This is a genomic window from Mycobacterium parascrofulaceum ATCC BAA-614, assembly GCF_000164135.1.
GTDB lineage: Bacteria > Actinomycetota > Actinomycetes > Mycobacteriales > Mycobacteriaceae > Mycobacterium > Mycobacterium parascrofulaceum.
In genome coordinates, this window is record NZ_GG770561.1 from 67,852 (window position 1) to 86,690 (window position 18,839).

14 protein-coding genes are annotated in these 18,839 nt (G+C 66.9%); 3 read left to right on the top strand and 11 right to left on the bottom strand.

Features of this window, described 5'->3' with window-relative positions:
- Nucleotides 1-8: 8 nt before the first annotated feature.
- Nucleotides 9-5,864 (bottom strand): MobF family relaxase, encoded by a 5,856-nt coding sequence (gene mobF, locus HMPREF0591_RS28045; RefSeq protein ID WP_046182041.1) that lies wholly within the window; start codon nt 5,862-5,864, stop codon nt 9-11.
- A 295-nt stretch (nt 5,865-6,159) separates the two neighbouring features.
- Between mobF and HMPREF0591_RS28050 the strand changes: the two genes are divergently transcribed.
- The 3 genes from HMPREF0591_RS28050 (at nt 6,160) to HMPREF0591_RS28060 (ending at nt 8,312) form a co-directional block, all read left to right on the top strand.
- Complete coding sequence (locus tag HMPREF0591_RS28050) at nt 6,160-6,672, top strand: hypothetical protein (protein WP_007172179.1); 513 nt, start codon at nt 6,160-6,162, stop codon at nt 6,670-6,672.
- Nucleotides 6,673-6,681: 9 nt separating this feature from the next.
- A complete protein-coding gene (locus HMPREF0591_RS28055) occupies nt 6,682-7,194 on the top strand; it encodes a hypothetical protein (protein ID WP_225325864.1) in 513 nt (170 codons plus the stop codon).
- A 497-nt stretch (nt 7,195-7,691) separates the two neighbouring features.
- Nucleotides 7,692-8,312: a hypothetical protein gene (locus HMPREF0591_RS28060; RefSeq protein ID WP_225325865.1), complete on the top strand. Its 621-nt coding sequence runs from the start codon at nt 7,692-7,694 to the stop codon at nt 8,310-8,312.
- A gap of 81 nt (nt 8,313-8,393) precedes the next feature.
- Here HMPREF0591_RS28060 and HMPREF0591_RS28065 read toward each other — a convergent pair whose 3' ends face one another.
- From HMPREF0591_RS28065 to HMPREF0591_RS34175, 10 genes are all read right to left on the bottom strand, one after another.
- Complete coding sequence (locus HMPREF0591_RS28065; protein WP_007172182.1) at nt 8,394-8,987, bottom strand: hypothetical protein; 594 nt, start codon at nt 8,985-8,987, stop codon at nt 8,394-8,396.
- Nucleotides 8,984-9,568, bottom strand: a complete 585-nt coding sequence (locus tag HMPREF0591_RS28070) for a hypothetical protein (RefSeq protein WP_007172183.1) — start codon at nt 9,566-9,568, stop codon at nt 8,984-8,986. Before HMPREF0591_RS28070 ends, HMPREF0591_RS28065 begins: the two co-directional genes overlap by 4 nt.
- Before the next feature lie 224 nt (nt 9,569-9,792).
- Nucleotides 9,793-10,263 carry a hypothetical protein gene (locus tag HMPREF0591_RS28075; RefSeq protein WP_007172184.1) on the bottom strand — a complete coding sequence of 157 codons (471 nt, stop codon included), beginning with the start codon at nt 10,261-10,263 and terminating at the stop codon, nt 9,793-9,795.
- Complete coding sequence (locus tag HMPREF0591_RS28080) at nt 10,260-12,461, bottom strand: site-specific integrase (RefSeq protein ID WP_007172185.1); 2,202 nt, start codon at nt 12,459-12,461, stop codon at nt 10,260-10,262. Before HMPREF0591_RS28080 ends, HMPREF0591_RS28075 begins: the two co-directional genes overlap by 4 nt.
- Complete coding sequence (locus HMPREF0591_RS28085; protein WP_007172186.1) at nt 12,458-14,182, bottom strand: hypothetical protein; 1,725 nt, start codon at nt 14,180-14,182, stop codon at nt 12,458-12,460. The genes HMPREF0591_RS28080 and HMPREF0591_RS28085 overlap by 4 nt, the downstream gene beginning before the upstream one ends.
- The gene (locus HMPREF0591_RS28090) at nt 14,182-15,651 is read right to left on the bottom strand and encodes a tyrosine-type recombinase/integrase (RefSeq protein WP_162839945.1); all 1,470 of its coding nucleotides are present in this window, start codon (nt 15,649-15,651) and stop codon (nt 14,182-14,184) included. Before HMPREF0591_RS28090 ends, HMPREF0591_RS28085 begins: the two co-directional genes overlap by 1 nt.
- 89 nt (nt 15,652-15,740) lie before the next feature.
- Nucleotides 15,741-16,370, bottom strand: a complete 630-nt coding sequence (locus HMPREF0591_RS34170) for a hypothetical protein (protein ID WP_007172188.1) — start codon at nt 16,368-16,370, stop codon at nt 15,741-15,743.
- Complete coding sequence (locus HMPREF0591_RS28095; protein WP_007172189.1) at nt 16,367-17,590, bottom strand: hypothetical protein; 1,224 nt, start codon at nt 17,588-17,590, stop codon at nt 16,367-16,369. The genes HMPREF0591_RS34170 and HMPREF0591_RS28095 overlap by 4 nt, the downstream gene beginning before the upstream one ends.
- Nucleotides 17,587-18,519, bottom strand: coding sequence for a tyrosine-type recombinase/integrase (locus HMPREF0591_RS28100; RefSeq protein ID WP_007172190.1), 933 nt, complete (start codon nt 18,517-18,519; stop codon nt 17,587-17,589). Before HMPREF0591_RS28100 ends, HMPREF0591_RS28095 begins: the two co-directional genes overlap by 4 nt.
- Nucleotides 18,488-18,766, bottom strand: a complete 279-nt coding sequence (locus HMPREF0591_RS34175; RefSeq protein ID WP_007172191.1) for a hypothetical protein — start codon at nt 18,764-18,766, stop codon at nt 18,488-18,490. The genes HMPREF0591_RS28100 and HMPREF0591_RS34175 overlap by 32 nt, the downstream gene beginning before the upstream one ends.
- Nucleotides 18,767-18,839: the final 73 nt, after the last annotated feature.

Here is an 18,839-nt window from a genome sequence, read left to right on the forward strand (position 1 = left end):
CAGATCACTCAGTCATCGGTGATGCCGATTTCTGGAGATTGTTGCTTGGCGTGGGGGCCGCGTTCGCGAAGCCAGGTGGCCTCAAGGTGTCGCTGGTAGGCGGCGTGGATGGTGGCGTGGAGCTGGGCGGCGCGTGCGAGGCTGTCGCGCAGTCGCTCGTCGAGTATGGCTGGGTGCAGGCGCCCTGCCTGGGTGAGCGCGGGGTCGAGGTCGGGCGGGGTCCCGCGGTTGATGACAGCCGACGTTGGGGGCGCGCCGATGGTTGTCGTCCAGGGTAATTCGGTGGCGACGAGTCGCAGGAGCCGCTGGGCAGGCTTGGGTGGCCACGTTTGGCCGGTCGTGTCGAGCAGGACAAGGCCGGACTGGTTGGCCGCGGCGTGTTCGGCGAGGTCGGCGATTATTGCAGGGTCGGCGCTGGCGGCGTCGTCGATGATGATGAGACTGCCGGGGGGTAACGGCGACTGCGACTTTTTGTTGGTGATGGTGGCGTGGGTTTCGGTGATGGTGGCAGCGGTGTCGGCGAGCTCGTTGGTCACGGCGTCCTCGGCTTGTTCGCGAGTAGGGCTGCACCACAGGATCTTTCGTTCGGAGGCTGCAGCCGCGCTGTGCAGGGTGTGCAGGGCGGCGCGGCGCTCGGGCGAGGGTTGGGCGTGCACGACCGTGACGGCGAAGGGCAGCCTTGCGGTGCTGGTGATGGCGGCGGCTATGGCGGGGGAGAGGTCGGCGGCGGCACTGTTGGCAAGGCTGAGGGGGCGGTGCGGTTGGAAGCGGCTGGCGGCTTCGAGCACGCGTAGCTCGATGGCCAGTTGGCCGAGTTGGGCGGTGATGTGCTCGGCCGAACGGGTTTCGGCGGCCGCGAACGCGGCGGCGGCAGCCAGTTCTGCGCGGTCAAGGTCACGGCGCAGCTGGCTGGAGCGCCGGCGGGCGGCCAGCACGGCGCGATCGTCTTCGGATCGTGCTTCGGCGATGACGTTGTCGACGTCGTCACCGCTGATGACGCGGTCCGCGCCGCCGGCGGCCTTTGCACGCGCCGCGAGTGCTTCGCGAAGCGCAGCCTGATAGCGCTCGGCGGGCGCAGTGTCGGGGAGTGCCATGAGTCGCAGTTGGACATCGAGTTTGGCCGAGGCGATGTCAAGTGGGTCGACGTCAGGTTGAGCCTGCAGCTCGTCGAGCTGGTTGCGCGCCCAGTCGACATGGCTTAGCGCTGTCTCGTATTCGGCTTCGGCGTCGGCCCATTCGGCGGTCACGTCGTGAACGGCGATCAAGTAGGGGCGGTCGGCGTCGGCGCGCTGGCGCAGTTCGCGGATGCGCGGGGTGGCTTGGCGCATTGCCGGTCCGTCACCAATTGCGGCGCGGGCATGCAGGGCCTGATGGTCGGCCAGCGCCTGCTGGTATTGGGTCCGCAAGCTGGTGAGGTCAAGCAGAGCGGCCGGCAGTGGCGGGGGTGCCACGCGGTGGCGGGGGAGGTCGTCGAAGTCCAGGCCGGCGAGTTCGTCGGCGGTCTCAAGCGGGGTGTTGGTCGGGTCGGGCTCAACGAGTTCGGGGTGCCACGGTTGCGTAGACAGGTCGGTGGCAGGCATGTCAATCCTGGTTGCGTGGGGGTCGGGGGGAAGTTGTTCTTCTTCCTCGGGGTGCAGTGGGGGTTGTTCGGGTAGCGGGTGGTCGGCGTGGTCGTGGTGGCCGCCGATCAGGTCGACGGTGTAGGTGATGGTGCGGGCGTATTGGTAGGCGGGGATGGTGTGGTCGGGGTCGACGTCGGCCAGGTGCTCGGCGGCGACGTGAAGAAGGTCGGCGGGGGTCCAGCGGGTGGGGTCGGCGGCATTGACAGCTGAGACGAGGCCGGGCCAGGCGGGATCGGCGACGATGGATTGCGCGGTTGCTGACCCAAAGACGTTGTGCAAGTCAGCGATCCAGGCAGGGCGCAGGCCGGTGTGGGGGGCATCGACGGTGGCCGCGGGCGTGAGTTCGGCGGCAAGACGCCACCACAGCGCGGCGGCGGGCAGCTCGTCGGGGAGCGGACGTTGGATGGCGGCCGCGCGAACGAGGCCGGGCAGGTCGGGCCGGCTGGTGGCGGCTTGGGCGAGGTGGGCGGCCAGTTGGGGCCAGTACCCGTCGGCGCGGATGCGCGGATCGATGGAGTCGATCAGCTGCTCAAAGCGGCGAGCATGCGGGCTTTGGGTGCGCACCACCGCTTGAGCCCGGTTTTCGAGGAGTTTTTGGATGGTGCGGGCGCGCACGGCGTATTGGGGTGGGCCGAGCAGGGTGGTGTCTTCGGCAACCACGTTGTGGGCGGCGCGGAAGACCGCGATTTCGGCGGCGAGTTGGGGGTTGGCGGCCAGCACGGGTTTGGCCCAGGCCGGCGCGGTCGCCGGTGTCCATTGGTGGGTGACGGTTTCACGGATCTGGTCTGCCAGCTCGGCAACCAGCACGGCGCGACCGGTCAGGCAGTTCTCCCATGCGGGGTCGTTGGCCAGCAAAGTGGGAGTGGCGGGCAGCCAGCGCAGCGGCCCGATACCGGCAGAGTGTCCGCCGGTGGGGTCGATGCGCCAGTCGAGCACCGCGGCGGGATCGTGGGCACTGAAAAGCTCGCCTACGCTGGCGGCCTCGGTCAGTGTGGCGAACGGGTCGCGCCCGTCGGCGCCGATGATCGCCAAGTGTTTGCAGAGCACTGGCCATGCTTCGGCGCGGGTCAACCCTGGATAGAGCTGATCGGCGGTGATGTGCAGTTGGGCCAGCAGGGCCGGGGAAGCCAGGGCCTGGGCGGCGTCGCCCAAGGCGTTGTAGTACATCGCCGCGGCCGGGCCCAACCGCACGAAGGGGTCGCGGGCTTCGCGTGCGGCACTGGTGGCCGAGACTTGTGCGCCGTCGCGTGACAGCGTTTTGGTCAGGACATCGACGGCCGTTTCGGGGTGAGTTGCTTTGGGCGACAACACCCGGTGCGGGTCGGATTCCGCGGTGGATAGATAGATGTGGTTTTCGATGCGGCCGCGAGTTAATGCCACGTAGAGCAGTTGGCGAGTGAGACTCCCGGCACCGACGATGTGGCAGGCGTGTCCGGCGGTGAGTCCTTGTGCGGAGTCAATGGTTGCCGCATAGCCGAGGGTGACGTGCTTTATGACGTAGTGGGCGGGGAGGCGCACTGTTTGGCCGCTGCCGAGGTGGCGGGCTTTGATGCTGCCGTTTCGGTGGATTTCCAGGATTTGGAAGCGGTAGCCGTTGCGCACGTAATCGGTGGGGCTCAAGCGCAGCCGGCGGGCATTGCGGCGGGTGCGAATAAGGTCGCCGGGAGAGGCGGCAAGCCGATCAGAAAGGGTGATTTCGTGGCCGCGCCGTGTTGCCGGGTCAGCCGCGGCGAGGCGATCGAGTCGGGCTCGGGCGTTGAGGGTATCGACGATGGCGTTGGTGGGTGCTAACAGGAGGGAATCGCGGCCCGCGTCGAGGTCGGCGGCCCACGCGGTGTAGGCCATGTCGGCGGCGGTCTGATCGGCACCGACGTGCACACGCTGGTGGTCGATGTAAAACCCGAGTCCAGAGGGGTCTCCTCTGCGGATCGCCAGGGTCGCTGCGCTTTCGGCGGTGGAGCCAAAGCGAACCAACTGAGACAGCGTCAGTGAATCGGTCTTGTGGGCGATGTTGCGCAGCACGCCACCGGCTGAGATCGACGCGAGTTGGCAGTCATCACCGACCAGCCGGATGCTGGCGCCACGGGCTAAGGCGTGGGTGATCACCGCATCAAGTTCGAGCGTTCCGGCTTTGCCGGCCTCGTCGATGATGATGAGCGTGTCGCGTCCGACGTTGGTGAACCATGGCGGTGGGGCAGAGCGACTCGACCCGCTGGCCGGGTCGGCCGACCAGACGTATTTGGCGATGGTGTCGGTCGGGGCCGACAGATCCTCACCCAGTTCGATGGCTGCCGCCGCGGTGGGGGCTAAGCCGACGATGGTCGCGCCCGAGGAGCGCCACGCATGCGACAGCGCGGCCATCGCCGTGGTCTTCCCGGTACCGGCCGGGGCCAGCGCCAACGCCACTCGGCGCCCGCTGCTTGCCATTTCCCGGACCAGTGCGACCTGGCCCTCGTTGAGTTGCTTATCGCGTGCGGCCGAGTCTGCCAGCGCCAGCTCGATATCGATGTCCTCGACCGTGCGCCCGCCGCGTCGGAGGGCGGCAGCAACGATGCGTCGCTCAGCGGCCAGCAGCTCCTGAGAGGTGTAGGTAGCGCTGCCGTGGCGGCTATGCACGCTGGTTCCATCGCGGCGACGCAGCTGCGCAGGTTCTCCCATTTCACCGTCGTCGATATCGATGTGCTGAACCGACAGCGGCTCGGCCAAAGCAGTCTCGGTGATCTTGTCGGCCAGCGTCTCGTCGGCGGCGTGCCCGCTGCCACGAACGAGGCGCTGCGCCTCGGCGAACACGTGGTGGCGTTGCCAGGTCGCGCGGGACCGGGCAACCGTGGCGATGACTTGGGCAGCGCGCGCGGTGATCCAGTCGTCATCGACAGCATCGATTTGGGGCGCCGGCGCGGACAAGACGGTGCCCAGCATCGCGGTCAGCTCCCGCACAGCGCCGAGCACCTCGATCGCTTGGCCGCGCCACATGTGGCGCTGCTCGGCGAATGATCGGGGTTCGTGTTTGGCTTCGCGGGTCTCTAGGGTCGCTTGTTGAGCCAACGCGATGGTTTCCACGTGGGTCGGCTCGCGGCCGTGGGCGGCTTGAAACTGCTTGGCCAGATCGGCGGTGCGGGCTTCGATGGCCAGCCGCCGCGACGACCACGCGGCCATCAGCTCGACTGAGATTCCCACGATTTCACGCACCGGCCTCTTGCCGCGGCCCTCGCCGACCACATCAGCGAACCGCAGCTGCAGTCGCTGTCCAAGGTGGGCTTCCAGGCGCGTGTTGTACAGCTCGGAGGCGGCCACGGTGAACTGGTGCACAGGCTGCCCGTCAAGCGCCAGCCAACGCAACACACCGTCAGGGCCCACCGTGGCGACCTTGTTGGAGATCGCGACATGGGTGTGCAGATCAGGATCGCCAGCGCGTGAATCGCGGTGGGTGAACGCCGCCCCGAGCAGCCCGGTGGTGTCGACCTGGGCGACACCACCCTTACCTGAACGGGTAAATGCGGCGTGAGTTTCTAGCCACGCCAGCGCATCACCGACCGCTACGTCGTGACATTCCTCTACCACTGTTGCGACGGCGCGCGGTGCGATCGCCCACAGCGTCGACACTGACTTCACGGGCGAAAACGTCAAGTCGTAGCCGGCGACCGCGGTCGTGCGCGCGCGAGTTTCCCGCGCGATAAACCCACTGAGTTCGCGATCGTCGGCGGGCGCGCGCTTGTACTGCTCAGCGAACATTCGGCGCGCGACAACGGTGCGGATCGCGGCGCGCGTGGGCGCGGCGATGGGCGCGTTCCAGTGCAGGCCGGCTTCTTCGTTGTGATCGCGGTAGGCCACTGCCAGGGCGCGCACAAAGGTGGTTTCGCTGTCGCGGATATGGAACTTGCGGCCCAGTTTGGCGGCTTCGGCGGCCGCGAGGCCGCGCACGCCGCATTCGGCGACATACTTGGTGATCGCATCGGCGTTGGGGTGCAAGCCTTCCCCGAACAGGGCCTTCATTTGGGCCTCGGTGACCGGCGAATCAACCGGTACGGCCCAAACTTTCGCGAGGTCTTCGGGGGGCACCGGACGTGCCCTTGTCGAGGACAGCGATGCCAGACCCGATCCCACCCATCGGCCCGGAGATTCGCCTTTGGTCGAGTAGTAGTCGATCAGCGGGGCCCGGCCGCGCGCGGTGGTGTCGACAGCAGCGACTTGCCGGATCAGGTACTGGTAACCGTCTCCGGCGGTGAGCTTGTGGCTAGTCATCGTCACTGCAGTGCAATCCCTTTCGAGGCGCACGTTAGAGACGACACCGCAGATCTGTCCTACACAGATCAGGCGGTTCTTAGGAAACTGTGACCTTAATGCAAGAGGTGTGTGGTGTCTGGGGTGGTTCAGAACGGTTGATGCCGGTGGTCATTGGTGTGTGGTGCATGAGGGTGGGATCGGCTTATGTTGTGGGACTGGGGGATCGGGAAACATTGGTGGTGGACAAATGTGGACGCACTGATGTTGGTCAGTGTGGTAGAGCGGGACAGCCGGTTCGTCGTATGGTGCGGCGATGGGAACGATCAACTCGAAATCAGCGGCGCGTAGGCGGGTTCGCGAGGCGCAGCTTAGAGCGAACGAGGCACGCGTGGAGTGCGAGCGGCAAAACGTCGATGACGCGGCGTCGTTACTCGTTGAGCTGGGTCGCCTGGCGGCCGTGGAGGAGTGGGAGGCAACTCGCATCCTCGAGATTCGGGCAGAGGCAGAGCGGCGTCGGCACACGCACCGCCAGGCCGGCGGCATCGCGGTGGCTCGAATGCAGGGTCGCGGCGAATCACTCGCGGCGATAGCGGAATTGGCTGGGGTCAAAGTCGGTAGCGTTCGGATGATGTTAAAGGCGGCGAGCGCGCACACTGGCGCGGCGGTGCAAGCACTAGGTGAGGGCAACGGCGCGGCGGCCCCTGGCGCGGCGCCGTTGGCACTAGGTGCGAACGGCGTTACTGCGCATGACGATGGCGCGGCGGCGCAAGCACTAGGTGCGAATGGCGCTGCGGCGCATGACGAAGGTGTCGGTGGCCGGGTTTAGCGTGGGCGCGTGCGTGTTCATCTGGGGATGCCGCTGTGGGTCGATCCTGTTGTGCACGCCGACGAATGCCGGCGCTTTGACTCCGACGTGGTGCAAGGACCCGGCGCTGACGACTGCGATTTTTTCACGGGGGCTATCGGTAAAGACGGATATGGCCGGTTCTTCATTTACCGTGGGGGTAAAGGGATTTGCGTGCGGCCGCACCGGTACGCGCTGGCGCGTCGACTCAGTGTGCTCCTTCAGCCAGACGAGTTGGGCCTGCACGAGTGCGATAGCCCGCTGTGCGTGAAAGTCTGTGCGGCCGAGGCGACATTCCAGCATGTGGTAATCGGCACTCAGAGTGAAAATATGCGACGAATGGCCCGGATGCGGCGCGGAGGAGGCCGCAGGTCGATTCCCAGTGATGGGTTATGGGCTCGGCGGGAGCGCTCGGTCGCGTTGCACACGGTGTTGCGGGAACGCGGCTGGGATCGGGCCGCAGTGGAGGCGGCGCGCCTCGGTGATATGCCGATGTTGTGGTGAGGGTGTAAGCACTGTTGGTGATTTAGCCGGCGAGTACTGCCGGTCGTGCTGCGCTGCTGTGGGAACGGGGTGGATGCGATCCAGCCGATAGACGGCGGTATGCATCGCCCAGTAGACGGCGACGATGTTGGCCCCGGGTATCACGCTGGCTAAGACGGGCCCGCACGTCGGCCGGATTGCTTCACCGTATGCGGCTGCGGCGCACTGCTCGGGGCTGGGAAGAACCCTGGCCGGGGCGCTGTGGGCGGTGTGAGGCGACGCTTGGCGCCAACAGGGTGCTTGTCGGACTAGTTCAGTGCACTTGCGGGTCGATGCACCGTACTCACTTCTGCCGCAGGACGAGCGGAATTGCATCTGCTGCAACATAATTGCTCGGTTGAGAGCGAGTATAGCGCCCAGTAAAGCGCGTCCCGCGGACATCGGATCACACCTCAGAAAGGGTGCTGTCTCGACACTTACGTCTGGCGCATCATTGTCGCATCTAGTACAACAGGATGGTGGGCGTCGAGTTGCCGGGGTCAGCAGCGCTGTCGCTGGTGTCGAAAGTGCTTCCGTTGGATCCAGAAGCCACGGTCTTCACCGCGATGCTGTCTGGCTGGGCTGATCAGCAGCGAGCCCGGGTGTGCAAGCCACCGACGGTGCAGGCGCGGGCGAGCGTGGTGCGCCGTTTCGCCGAGTTCACCGGGACGTATCCCTGGCAGTGGCAAGCAGATGACGCGGATGCGTTTTTCTCCCAACTGCTTTCCGGTGCGGAGCCAAAAGCTGACTCGACGGTACGGGGATACCAAAACGCATTGCGGTTGTTCGGCGACTTCGTTACTGACACGCGATATGGATGGGCGTCTTTGTGCGCTGAGCGGTTCGGGCAGGCCCCGGCACAGATCCTGCATGACTGGAACACCGTGCGTCACGTCAACGAGTTTGAGGGGCGGCCGGGACGGCGCCCGCTGAGCTATGACGAGGTTCAAGAGCTCTTCGATGCCGCCGATGGCTTGGTAGATCAGGCGCGACTTCGCCACCGCAAGGGAGCGTTGTCAGCGTTGCGGGACTCGACGCTGCTGAAGACCGTCTACGCGTATGGGCTGCTCTCCGGGGCTCAACCAGATGCAGCGGCGTGATTCTCTGAGTTTGTGCAGTTCAGAAGCTGATGTTGGGATGCTATCTGCTGCAACAGGTGTGGTGCAAGTCGACTCGCGGTTTCAGCGGGGCCGGCCTGGCGCGTTGAGTCGGGCCATGAGTTCGCGGTTGGTAGCGCGGGCGGCGGCGAGGTCTTCGTCGCGTTCGTCGAGTTGTTGTTGTTGGTCGAGGACCTGCTGTTCGAGATGGGTGATCCGTTGGTGGAGTGCATCGATGTCGGTTGGGGCGTCGAGCCCGGACTCGCGCCATGTTTGTTCGCCGAGTGCTTGGGAGAGCCGCTGCTCGAGTTGGCGGATGCGGGCGTTGAGCCGGGCGGCGCGTTCGTGGGCGGCGAGCAGGTCGGCCTGCAGTGAGGCTTGGGTGACCGTGGGGCCGGTGTGTTCGTCGGGGACTGGATCTGTTTGCAGCGCATGGATTTTCTCGAGTAGGTCGCGGTACCGATAGAGGAATGTGCGGTCGACTCCGGCCGCACGAGCGATCGCGGCCGCGCTGAGCCGGTCGCCGGCGGCTGCGGCTTGGTCGATCGCGGCCAGCACGCGCCGGCGTCGGCGCATCGAGTCGCCGCGACGGCCGTCGAGCATCGATCGGGTGCGTGTGCTCGACGAGACAGATTGTGCGCGTGTGTGATTCGACGTGGTGTCGGTGGTTGTGGTCATGCGGTGGCCTCCGAAGCGGGGGTTGCTGGTGCGGGTGGGGTGGCGGCGAGGGTGGGCATGCCGAGCGGGACCGTGTGGGCCGCACGATGACGACGCACGATGGCGACCGCGTCGTTGATCTGCGCTCGCTCCGTGTCGTCGAGTTCGGCGATGTCGCCTTTGATCCTGTTGATCAGTCGCCGGATTCGGGTGATCTCCTCCTCGGTGGGGGTGGCGTCGGCGCGGGCCCATTCGTCCACTCCGTCGATGGTGGCGGCCAGCCGTTCGCGGGTGCGCAGCAGGTCGTCCAGGTATGCCTGCAGGTCGGGCAGGAAGGCGATGTTGGTGCGGAAGTGATCGCAGCCGACGCAGCGGAATCGGATCGGGCAGGCACCGCCGCCGGCCTTGACGTTGGTTGGTTCGGTGCAGGTGCCGTCGGGGACGGCGACCTCGCCGATGGCGTGGCGGGCGCGCTCGGAGTCCAGCAGGGCGTGTGCGTCACGCCAGATCCGGTTGCCGTGCCGGTCGAAGCTGAGCGTGGTGACCGTGTCGACGGCGTCGCGGCGGCGGTCCTCGCCGATGCGGTAGTAGCGGCGGGTCACCGAATAGCTTCGGTGATCGAGCAGTTCGGCCAGGACGTCGATCGGGATGCCGGCGTCGGCGTGGCGTTGGGCGTAGGAATGGCTTGTCTCCGCAGTGGCTGTGTGCGGTCGGGTTCGTGTTGCGTTTGACGTGGCCGATTCTCGGCGTGGAGTTCGTGACGCTGATCGCCGTTCGTGTGGCGATAACGCGAAACCGATTGTGATGGACGTCACTGCCGGGTCGGTCAGCATGGTCCCATTACCCTCTGCTGGTATTTCGGGCGATTCGACGCGAGGCGGGTGATGCCTGCCGCCGGGTCGTTGGCCGTGCGGAGCCGAAGGATCTCGTCGTGCTGGGCAGCGATCCGGGCCAGGGCCTGGCTTCGGAAGTTGGTGAGCTCCTGGATTGTCGAGTTGACGTGGGCGAGGTTGTTTTTCAGCTTCTCGACCTCCGTCTTGAGGCGTTCGATCTGTGCGGTTTTCGGGTCCGGGGTTTCTCCGGCCTGCTGAAGCTGCTGGAGGCGGTGCTCGAATTCGGCGCGTAGGTGTGCGTAGGGCCGGGTGCCGTAGAAGGCGGTGCGGTCGACCCCGGCTGATAGTGCGAGGGTCTTGATATCGCAGTTGCCGCCGGGTGAGATCTCGCCGCGCAGAAGCCGGTCCATGGCGGCGCGGATGCGGTTCTCGTTGTGGATGCGTTGGGCGGCAGTGATTCTCATGCCTGTTCCTCGGGTGCGCTGGTTCCTGTGGCAGTGTCGATGCTGGTGATGACCTGGACGGCGCGGTCGTAGTCGGCCTGCAGACGAGCGCGTTCGGCGGTTCGGGTTTTGCCGAGTTGGCCGAGGAAGGTTTTGGTGCGTTCGGCGTGCTCGGCCCAGACGGGCCGGTGGTGCTGGTGGTGGGTGGCCTGCGGGCAGCGTGCGGAGTCACACATGCCGATCATCGGCCGGTCCGCGGTCAGGGTGCCTGCAAGTTTCAGGCAGAGCGCGCGGGAGGGGTCGGTGAACCAGCAGTAGTTCGCTGGGCCGAGGTGCAGCGCCGTGGCGCGTTTGGACAGCAGGTTGAGGATGTCGCGGTCGTTGCGCTGGATCTTCGGCGCCGCAGTGGCTTTGGTGTTCGGGTCGGTGTCGATGGTGGCGAAGAATTCGGTCAGGCTGCGGGCGCCGGGTCCGGCGGGCAGGATGCCTTGCTGGTAGTTGCGGAACTCGGCCAGCACGAGCTTGAGTATGTGGTCGGCCTCGAGCTTGTTGACCTCGGCCAGCAACTCTGCTTGAGCGCCGCCCGGTCGAGCCGCGTAGCCTTCCGTTGTCGCCGCGGCGATATGTTTGAGGTGCAGTTTTGCGGCGAGGACACCGCCAGGCCGGTAAGCCATCTCCAGGGCAACCGTTCTTCTGAGCATACGCAGTGCTACTGGTTCGTCGGGGATCGGGACGAGTCCGAGACGGGCTCCGGCCGGGGAATTCACCCAGGCGCGGAACCAGAGGTAGCGGACTCGGAAGCTGAACCGGGACAGCAGGAGAACACCGTCACGCGGGTCGTCGTGGAGCTGCTCGATGAGTTCGATCGCGCGGTGGACCGGTTCGATGACGACCCATTCGTCGTCGGTGCCGCCGAGGCCCTGACCTTTGATGATTTTGCTGGCGATGCGATAGCACTTCAGGCCGGAGATCGGTTCCTCGACCCGGCGGCAGCCGACCCGCAGTTCCATCAGCTCACTGGCCCGCATTCCGGACGCGCCAGCCAGGACAACGATCGCTGCGGTGCGGGCGATGCCGACCATGGCGACCGCTTCGGACCGGTGCACTGGCAGTGTCCAAGGCAGCAAGGTCGCACCATCGGCGGCCGGGACTTCGGCGGCGTTGCGGCCGAAGATCTTCTCGACTCCGACGGTGTTGAGGGTGTCGATCAGCGGTTTGCGCAGTGTGGGCATCCATTTCGCCCAGAACTGGACGTATCCGGCCTGCCGCGCCAGGGTCCCGGTGGAGACCGGCAGCAGCGGGTCGTTCGCGTCCCAGCCAGCCTTGAGTCTGCGGTTGACGTCGTGTTCTTCGAGCATCGGCAGCGGTGTGTCGGTCGCCCTGTGGTCGGCCAGCAGCATCGTGATGTCGCTGACCATCGCCGGGGAGCCGTGACGAAGCCCGGGGGCTCCGGTAGCCCAGACACGGTCGATCTTGCGGATCTGCTCGTTCAGCTCGACAACGTGCGGGCCGAGGATCTGCACCAGGTGCAGGGCCGCGGCCAGCATCGGCTGCAGCACTTCGGCAGGAACGGCAGGTGTCTTGTTTCCGTCGCGACCAGAAGGCATTTCGGCGACCGCGGATGCTGTTGCGCCGCCCCAGGGGCGCAGATCGGCCGGAACCCGGTCGGCGGTGAACAGGTCACGGTAGTCGACCAGATCGACGATCATCTGCGCGGCTGCGCGCCGGACGCCTGGGCTCTGCTCGCCAACGATGACGCCGTCGGGGTCGATCACGTAGCGTCGGAACGCCAGGTATTCCTCGCAGAGGTGGGTGTCGAGCTCGGTGAGGGCAGTGATGCCCCGCTGATCGAGCCAGCCGAAGAACTTGCCGGCCTCGTAGAGGCGGCTGTAGCAGCTGGTCAGATGCAGTGGGGTGCGGTAGGCGCGTGGCAGACGGACCACGGCATTGTGATTCGGGGCCAGCAGCGCCAGGATCAGCTCCTTGGCGACCAGCCGCCAGCGGGTGTCGGTGATGGTGGTGAAGTCGAATCGGCGTCGGTAAAGGGCCATTTGGACCGGGAGCCCGACCACGTCGGTGAAATCCCACAGGTCGTCGTCGAATACCGGTCGTGGCGTGCCGCCCGGCAGCGTGAGCCCGGCGTCGCGGCAGATGTCCGCGCCGGTGAACGGCGACCGTGGTTGAACGCCGGGTGCTGCGGTCGCGATTGTGCTCGTCATGCGGTGCGTTCCTCTGGGCGCAAGGGGATTTCGTCGTCGCTGTCGGTGACGCGTGCGGCTGCGACAGCGAGTTCGGCGGGGTCGAAGCGGTCGAGGATCTGGTCGATCCGGGCGGCGTAGGGGCCGAAGACGGTCATGAAGTGGGCGGCGGGCATCTGCTGCCACTGGCGCGAGAAGAATGCCTTGAGCCGCAGCAGGTTCACTGCGTGCCGCGGAGCGAACACCGCCAGCGGGCAGAGCAGGCAGACCCAGGGACGTGCCGGGCATGGTTTGCCTGCCGGCCCGTGTAACCCGGCCAGCTGATCGGCGCAGGCTGCGGTGAACACATCCCGCGCGCCACCGACCAGCTCGGCGAGCACGCCTTCGTCGAGCTTCATCACCGCCAGCAGCTGCGGGTAACCCTCGGCGAGCGCCGCCGCGTCTTCCTCGGTGATCACGGCCGGAGGGTGCGCGCGGCGGAGGATGTCGTGCTGGGCGTCGGCGATGATCGTCTCGACGGCGTGGCGTTGACCGGGAGTCGTCGCCGACAGGTAGTGGTCACCCTCGACCGCGGGCGTGTGGTTCGGGTCGATCGTGGCGCGCGCATTCCCGGTCCAGGACTTCTTGTCCCGCATCGCGTGATGGGTGGTGCGGATGCGGGACCGGTGCAGTTTCATCGGCTGACCGTCGTCGCCGACGATGCCATGGCGGCGCATCCACCGGCCAATCGCGGACCGGTTCACGTCATCGAGGCGGCGGGAGTAGCCGGGCTGGCTCATCCCCAACCACAGCGTGGTGCGCTCGTCCGGCGGCACGAAGCTGCGCAACAGCGCCGAGTGCGCCAGCCACTGCTCGAGCAACCGCACCGCCGGCCGCGGCAACGTCGCGCTCTCGGCGGCGGTGCGCCGTTTGATATAGGACAGCAGAACAGTCGAATCCCCGGCCCAGTCGATGTCCCCGATGTCCAAGTCGGCGATGCCGTCGGGGACGATGCCGGAATAGATCCCGAACAGCAGCCGGTAGGCGATCACGACCTCGAGATGCGGGAACATCGCCAGCGCAGCCTCGTGGAAGACAGCGATGACTCCTCGATGACGGAAAACGTTGATGGACATGCCAATTTCCTCAGCAGCTTCGCTGCTGCCAAGCGGGCCGAGTGTCGACAACAGCCAGCAGAAGTTCTGATGAGTCCACGCACCCGTGCCCGGATGCCGCCCTCCGGCGGCGGACGCCAGCGCGCGCCGATGTGCCGCGTAGGAGTCGTCGACCTGCTGTCGGCAGGCCATGGTCAGCCGCTGCCATGCGCCCTCGGAATAGGGCGGCAACGGGCGCCGATTGCGCTGAATGTTGAAGTGCCGCCCTGCGGCCAGCTCCAGCACCCCCTCGCCGAGACGGCCGCCGGATCGCGCATAACCTTCCACCAAGTACCGAGTCAGCGCCTCCAGCCAGTTCGGGCCCGCCATCCAGAACTGCGCCAGCTGTCCGCGCCGCAGATCGCCGACACCGCCGGTGAAACCCTGATCAGAAAGTGTTCGCACCATCCTGTGCAACCCACGCACGTACTGGTCGACGGTGCCAGCAGTATCGACGCTGCCGTGAGGATGGATCAGCTCCACCAACCCGGTGGCCAGATCACGCACCAACCCGGGGTTCGGCAACCCCGTGAGATCGAATGCAGCTCTGCTGCCGTCGCTGAACACGCAGGCCAAACGCAGCGGATCATCGAGCACCGTCGTCGGCATCACAGCTCCTCTTCGGTGTCGTCGTCGAACTCGGCGTCGGCTTCCCGCTGTGCGGCGGTATCCTCGGTGAGTCCCGCTGCGGCTCCGGCGGTTTCGTAGGCTTGCCGGTAAATCCGCGTCGTATCAAGACGTTTCAGGTATTTCTCGGTCGTCAGAACCGTGGAATGCCCGAGCAAATCGCGCAGCACCAGCAGCGGGTCGGCCTTGGTCAGGTAGAACACCAGCGCTGCGTCGGCGTCGGTGTCGCATACCAGCTTCGCTGCCTGTCGGTAATAGCCGGTCACCAGATATTCCAGCGTCTGCATCGAGAACGAGTGGCGGAGTCGGTGCGGGTGGACGTGCGGGAACCGTGGTTCGAACCGTGCGCGGATCCGGTCGGAGGTGCGTTCGAACACCGTCGCCCACGCCGTGAACGGGCCACCATCACCCTTCACCGCTAGCAGGCACGACCCGCCCTCGGGTGCCACCAGCCGCCGTCGCTCGGCCGGGGTGAGCGACTCCCAGGACCGGCGGACGCCGTTGATCCGGCCGCCACGGGCGTCCGGTTCGGTGACCTGCAGCGGTTCGCCCCGGCGTCGTGGTGGCCGCCAGGCCGATCCGTCGGTGACGGCAGCGCGGTCGAGCTGCAGGTAGTCGTGCAGCCCGGCCAAGGCGTCGTAGGAGATCCAGGTGGTTCTGAACTTGCGGCCCTTGGTGATTCCCGCAGGCACCGGAAACGGGATCGGGATCACCGTCGGCGCCGGCGGCAGAGCCGGGATTTCCCACGGCAGCAGATGTGTGAACTCGCCCAGCCGCAACCCGGTCGCCAGCGCGAGGTCCCCGATCGCGGCGTTGCGGGTCATCTCCCGGCCCGCGAACCCGGTGTCGCGGGTGCCATCCGGCGCCAAACCGCGCAACCCCTTCCGGAACAGGTCGGTGAAGTCCGGCTCCAAATACTTGATGGTCACATGCGGTTTCGGGGTGCGGCGCACCGCCAAGTTCACCCGGACATCGCGGCCGGTGCCGGCGAAGACCGCTCGCGCGGATCGGTAGGTGAACGGCTCCGCCTCGGCGTATCCCTCGTCCATCGCCCACCGGTAGAACAGCGACAGGATGCTCATGTGCTGCGCCCACGTGGTCGCCGCGAATCTCGCCCGGATTGCTCCGGCGGCGCGGTGCTCGGCGTATCGGCTCAGCCCTGCCTTGAGCCGGTCTCGCGAATCGAACAGGCCCACACCGTGTTCGGCGAGGAATTCCGTCCATTCCTTGACCGCCCGCGCGTAGTTCTCCCACGAACTCGGCGCCGGAGCCCCGCTGGCCGGAAGCAGCCGCAACCACCGATTGATCACCGTCGTCGGCCGCGGCACGGCCGGGCCGTCCTCGAACAGCAAGTCGTCATCGATCAGCACCGGCATCCCCTCTGGGATCACCGGCCGGTGCTCGACACCCCAGGACTGCCAGCCCTGCGACGAGAAAAAGCTCAAGATCACGACTGGAGACCATACAAACACCACACGGCCTCACCAAAGCAGAAACGCCGAGCACGCCCGGGCCTTTCAGGCCAATCGCAACACGGGAACTAAGCGGGGACAATGTGCCGGTAGGCGTAGGGCACGATCTTGGTCATGTCAAACTCGACTCCATCGCGGGTGCGCAGTGTCGGCAGGTCGGCCACCCAGTCGCGGTGGCGCGCCTGCAGGGTGGTTCTGCTGATTGCCTTGTGCCCGTCGGGATTTCGATAGGGCGTGGGCAGCAGCTTCAGCTTCGCGGCCAGGGTGTGGGGGAAGCGTTGACGGATTCGTTGTTGTTGGCCGGTGATCACCGCGGCGGTGGCCGTGCTGATCGGCAGCCGTCGGCCGAGCCGGTTGGCTTTGATGTTGTCGTAGACCAGTACGTCGCCGCCGTCTTTGTCGCGGGCCAGGCAATCCAGCGGCAGATTGAGGATGTCCTCGGGGCGGCGGCCGGTGTCGATGCCGATCTGGGTGGCGACCCTGACCTCGACGGGTTCGAGGGAGTCGAGGTTGGCGCACAGGACGGCCATGATCTCCGGTGGCAGGCATCGGCCGGGCTCGCCGCGTTCGGGGTCGGCGGGGATGTCGGCGCGTTCGATGGCGCAGTCGCCGGGCAACCCGGCCGCCGGCCGTCCGGTTCTCGTCAGCCCCAGGGATCGGATCCCGGCCAACACCTGCCGCATGTCACGGCAGATCATGTTGCGGCGGTAGCGACCGATCTGGCCGGTGAACTCCAGATGGCCGAGCCGGTTGAGGAATCCCTCCAAGTCGGTCCGGCCCAGCGCGGTCGGGTCAAGCCCGTGATCGGGTCGGCGATGCAAGTGCTCGGACAGCAGCCCGATGCTGTTGATCTTGCCGCGAACGCGAGAGGCGCCGCTGCCGCGGTGCTGGGGCAGTTGCTCGGCAGCCCACCGCTTCGCGGCCCCGGCCAGCCAGGGCTGGGTGATCTTGGTGAACGACAGCGTGCCGGGGTACCGAAGATCGCCAGATCCCAGCGGTCCTTATCCTGCTCGACACCCGGATCGGCCAACACGCGGCGGGCGTCGCGGGCGAACGAGGCCAGCACCGAGCGTGCACGCTTGCCGGGAGCCAGGCCCGGATCGCAGTCGTGGATCGAGCCGACCTGGTGGCGACGCAGCGTGTCGCAGACCGCTCGCAGCACAACGTCGGTGAGCCGCAAGCCATCCCTAACACGGGTCTGCAAGCCCGTCAGCACTTCCACAACTACCAGGGAAGGCAGCGCCCGCAGGTTGACCTGCCCCGGCTCGGCCACGCCCGATTCCCGGACCCGCCACCACTGTTCATCGAGTTCGGCATGCTCTTGCTGGTCCACGCTCCATCGCTGATAGTGGGTCGTGCAGTAGCCGATCGCGCCGTCGGCCGTGCGGGTGCACGCCGGCACCAGGCATGCCGGCAGCGGCGGCCTTGGCCGCACTCGCGGATCGCTCACGAACTGTTCCAGCGAGATCGGGATGCGCCTGCCCCGGAACTGTTGGGCGTGCGGTTCACACATCACCGCGTCCCGCACCGTCGGCGTGCACCGGCACTGCGGGACGGCGCAGCGTTCCGCGGGAACCGGTGCGGCGGGCAGGCTTTCGGCAGCGGCGATGTCCTCGACGCTCATGCCCATGCCGGTCAGCCTGGTGAAACATCGGTGGCAGATCTCGGGGGCGTCGTTGTGGACGGTTCCGACGCATCGTTCCACCCGGCACACCTTCCGGCCGAGCAGCCGATGCTGCGCGGGCAAGTACAGCACCCGGGTCACCGGATCCCATCCGGCCTCGTCAAGCAGTCCTTGGTCCAGCGCCCTGGCCAGGTGCGTGGCCGCGCCACTCAGGGCGGCCCCGTCCAACACATGCGCGAACTTGCAGGATTCCTCATCGCCCGGGATCGTCCTGGCCGACGTCACGGCGGTCACCGGCTCGCTCCGGTCTGTTCGCGGGGGCTGGGCACCGCGTCCACCGCGGCCCGCAGTCGAGATGCGTCCGGATGCAGGTAGATCTGGGACGAGGAGACAGCCGCGTGTCCGAGCAAATCAGCGACCACGTCGATACCGGCCCCGGCGTCGACGACGTTGCTGCCGTAGGCGTGTCGCAGCTGGTGCGGGCGGACCGGGGTGTCCAATCCGGCCCGGCGGGAGACCGCTGCCATCAGCTCGCCGATCGCGTCGGGCCGCATCGGCGCGCCGACGCGGCCGCGGAACAGGTTGACGAACACGAAATCACTACCCGCCGCGGCCGGAACTCGCATGCGCTCGAACTCGTAGACGTCGAATGCTTGCACGACAAGGAAATCCAGCGGCACCACCCGCTGTCGGCGCGATTTGGCCCACGCCCCGTTCGGGTTGTCGTCTCGGCGCACCACATGCAGATGCGCCCGAGCGACCTCGCATCCCAACCGGCGCGAATCCACCAGCAGGTGCACATCACTGCGCCGCAGCCCGCACACCTCGCCCCGACGCAGCCCGCCCCTGGCCATCAGCAGCACGATCAGCTTGTCCCGCGTGGACCGGCAGGCCCGCAGCAGCGCGACGATCTGCTCATCGCTGGCCCGATCGATCGTCGTTTCCGGTTCCCGCAACCGGTGCCGGGCCCGCATCCGCCATGCCAGGTGGCCATCGTCGTTGCGGGCTTCCGCCGGCAGGTCTCGGTCATCGGCCACCTCGTACAGCATCGACACCAAACCCGCCGAGCCGTTGCCGGTCGCGACCGCGTGCACCACCATCCCCCGCACCGCGGTGAGCACCCCGTTGATCCGCGATGGGCCCCGCGCCGGGGCGGCCCCCGGACCGGCCAACACCACTCCCGAAGCGACGTCATCGACGCCCGCTGGCCAGCGGTCCGGCATGGGCCAGCCACGTCATGAACAACGCGAACTGCTCGACACCGGCCTGCCAGGACCGGCCCGTCCTGGCGCACCAGCGCAGGAACAACGCGATCGCGTGTGCATACGCCTTCGTCGTGGATTCCGCGCCGTCGCGGCCGAACCGCTGATGCCGCAGATACTCATCGGCGATGCCGACTACCTGCAGATCCTCATCCAGCACCGTCCAATACCGTTGCCCGGACGGCAAACTCACCGGAAACGCTCGCATGGGCCCTCGCTTTCAAGTCGACAGTCAGAAACGACTACCAGCCACGAGCACCACACCCACGGAGAAACGCCGC

Bases quoted from the DNA above. Each gene is read 5' to 3' on its own strand.
- HMPREF0591_RS28050 (WP_007172179.1), top strand. From the start codon at position 6,160: ATGGGAACGATCAACTCGAAATCAGCGGCGCGTAGGCGGGTTCGCGAG.
- HMPREF0591_RS34175 (WP_007172191.1), bottom strand. From the start codon at position 18,766: ATGCGAGCGTTTCCGGTGAGTTTGCCGTCCGGGCAACGGTATTGGACG.
- HMPREF0591_RS28075 (WP_007172184.1), bottom strand. From the start codon at position 10,263: ATGAGAATCACTGCCGCCCAACGCATCCACAACGAGAACCGCATCCGC.
- HMPREF0591_RS28080 (WP_007172185.1), bottom strand. From the start codon at position 12,461: ATGACGAGCACAATCGCGACCGCAGCACCCGGCGTTCAACCACGGTCG.
- HMPREF0591_RS28085 (WP_007172186.1), bottom strand. From the start codon at position 14,182: ATGCCGACGACGGTGCTCGATGATCCGCTGCGTTTGGCCTGCGTGTTC.
- HMPREF0591_RS28065 (WP_007172182.1), bottom strand. From the start codon at position 8,987: ATGACCACAACCACCGACACCACGTCGAATCACACACGCGCACAATCT.
- mobF (WP_046182041.1), bottom strand. From the start codon at position 5,864: ATGACTAGCCACAAGCTCACCGCCGGAGACGGTTACCAGTACCTGATC.
- HMPREF0591_RS34170 (WP_007172188.1), bottom strand. From the start codon at position 16,370: ATGATCTGCCGTGACATGCGGCAGGTGTTGGCCGGGATCCGATCCCTG.
- HMPREF0591_RS28100 (WP_007172190.1), bottom strand. From the start codon at position 18,519: ATGCCGGACCGCTGGCCAGCGGGCGTCGATGACGTCGCTTCGGGAGTG.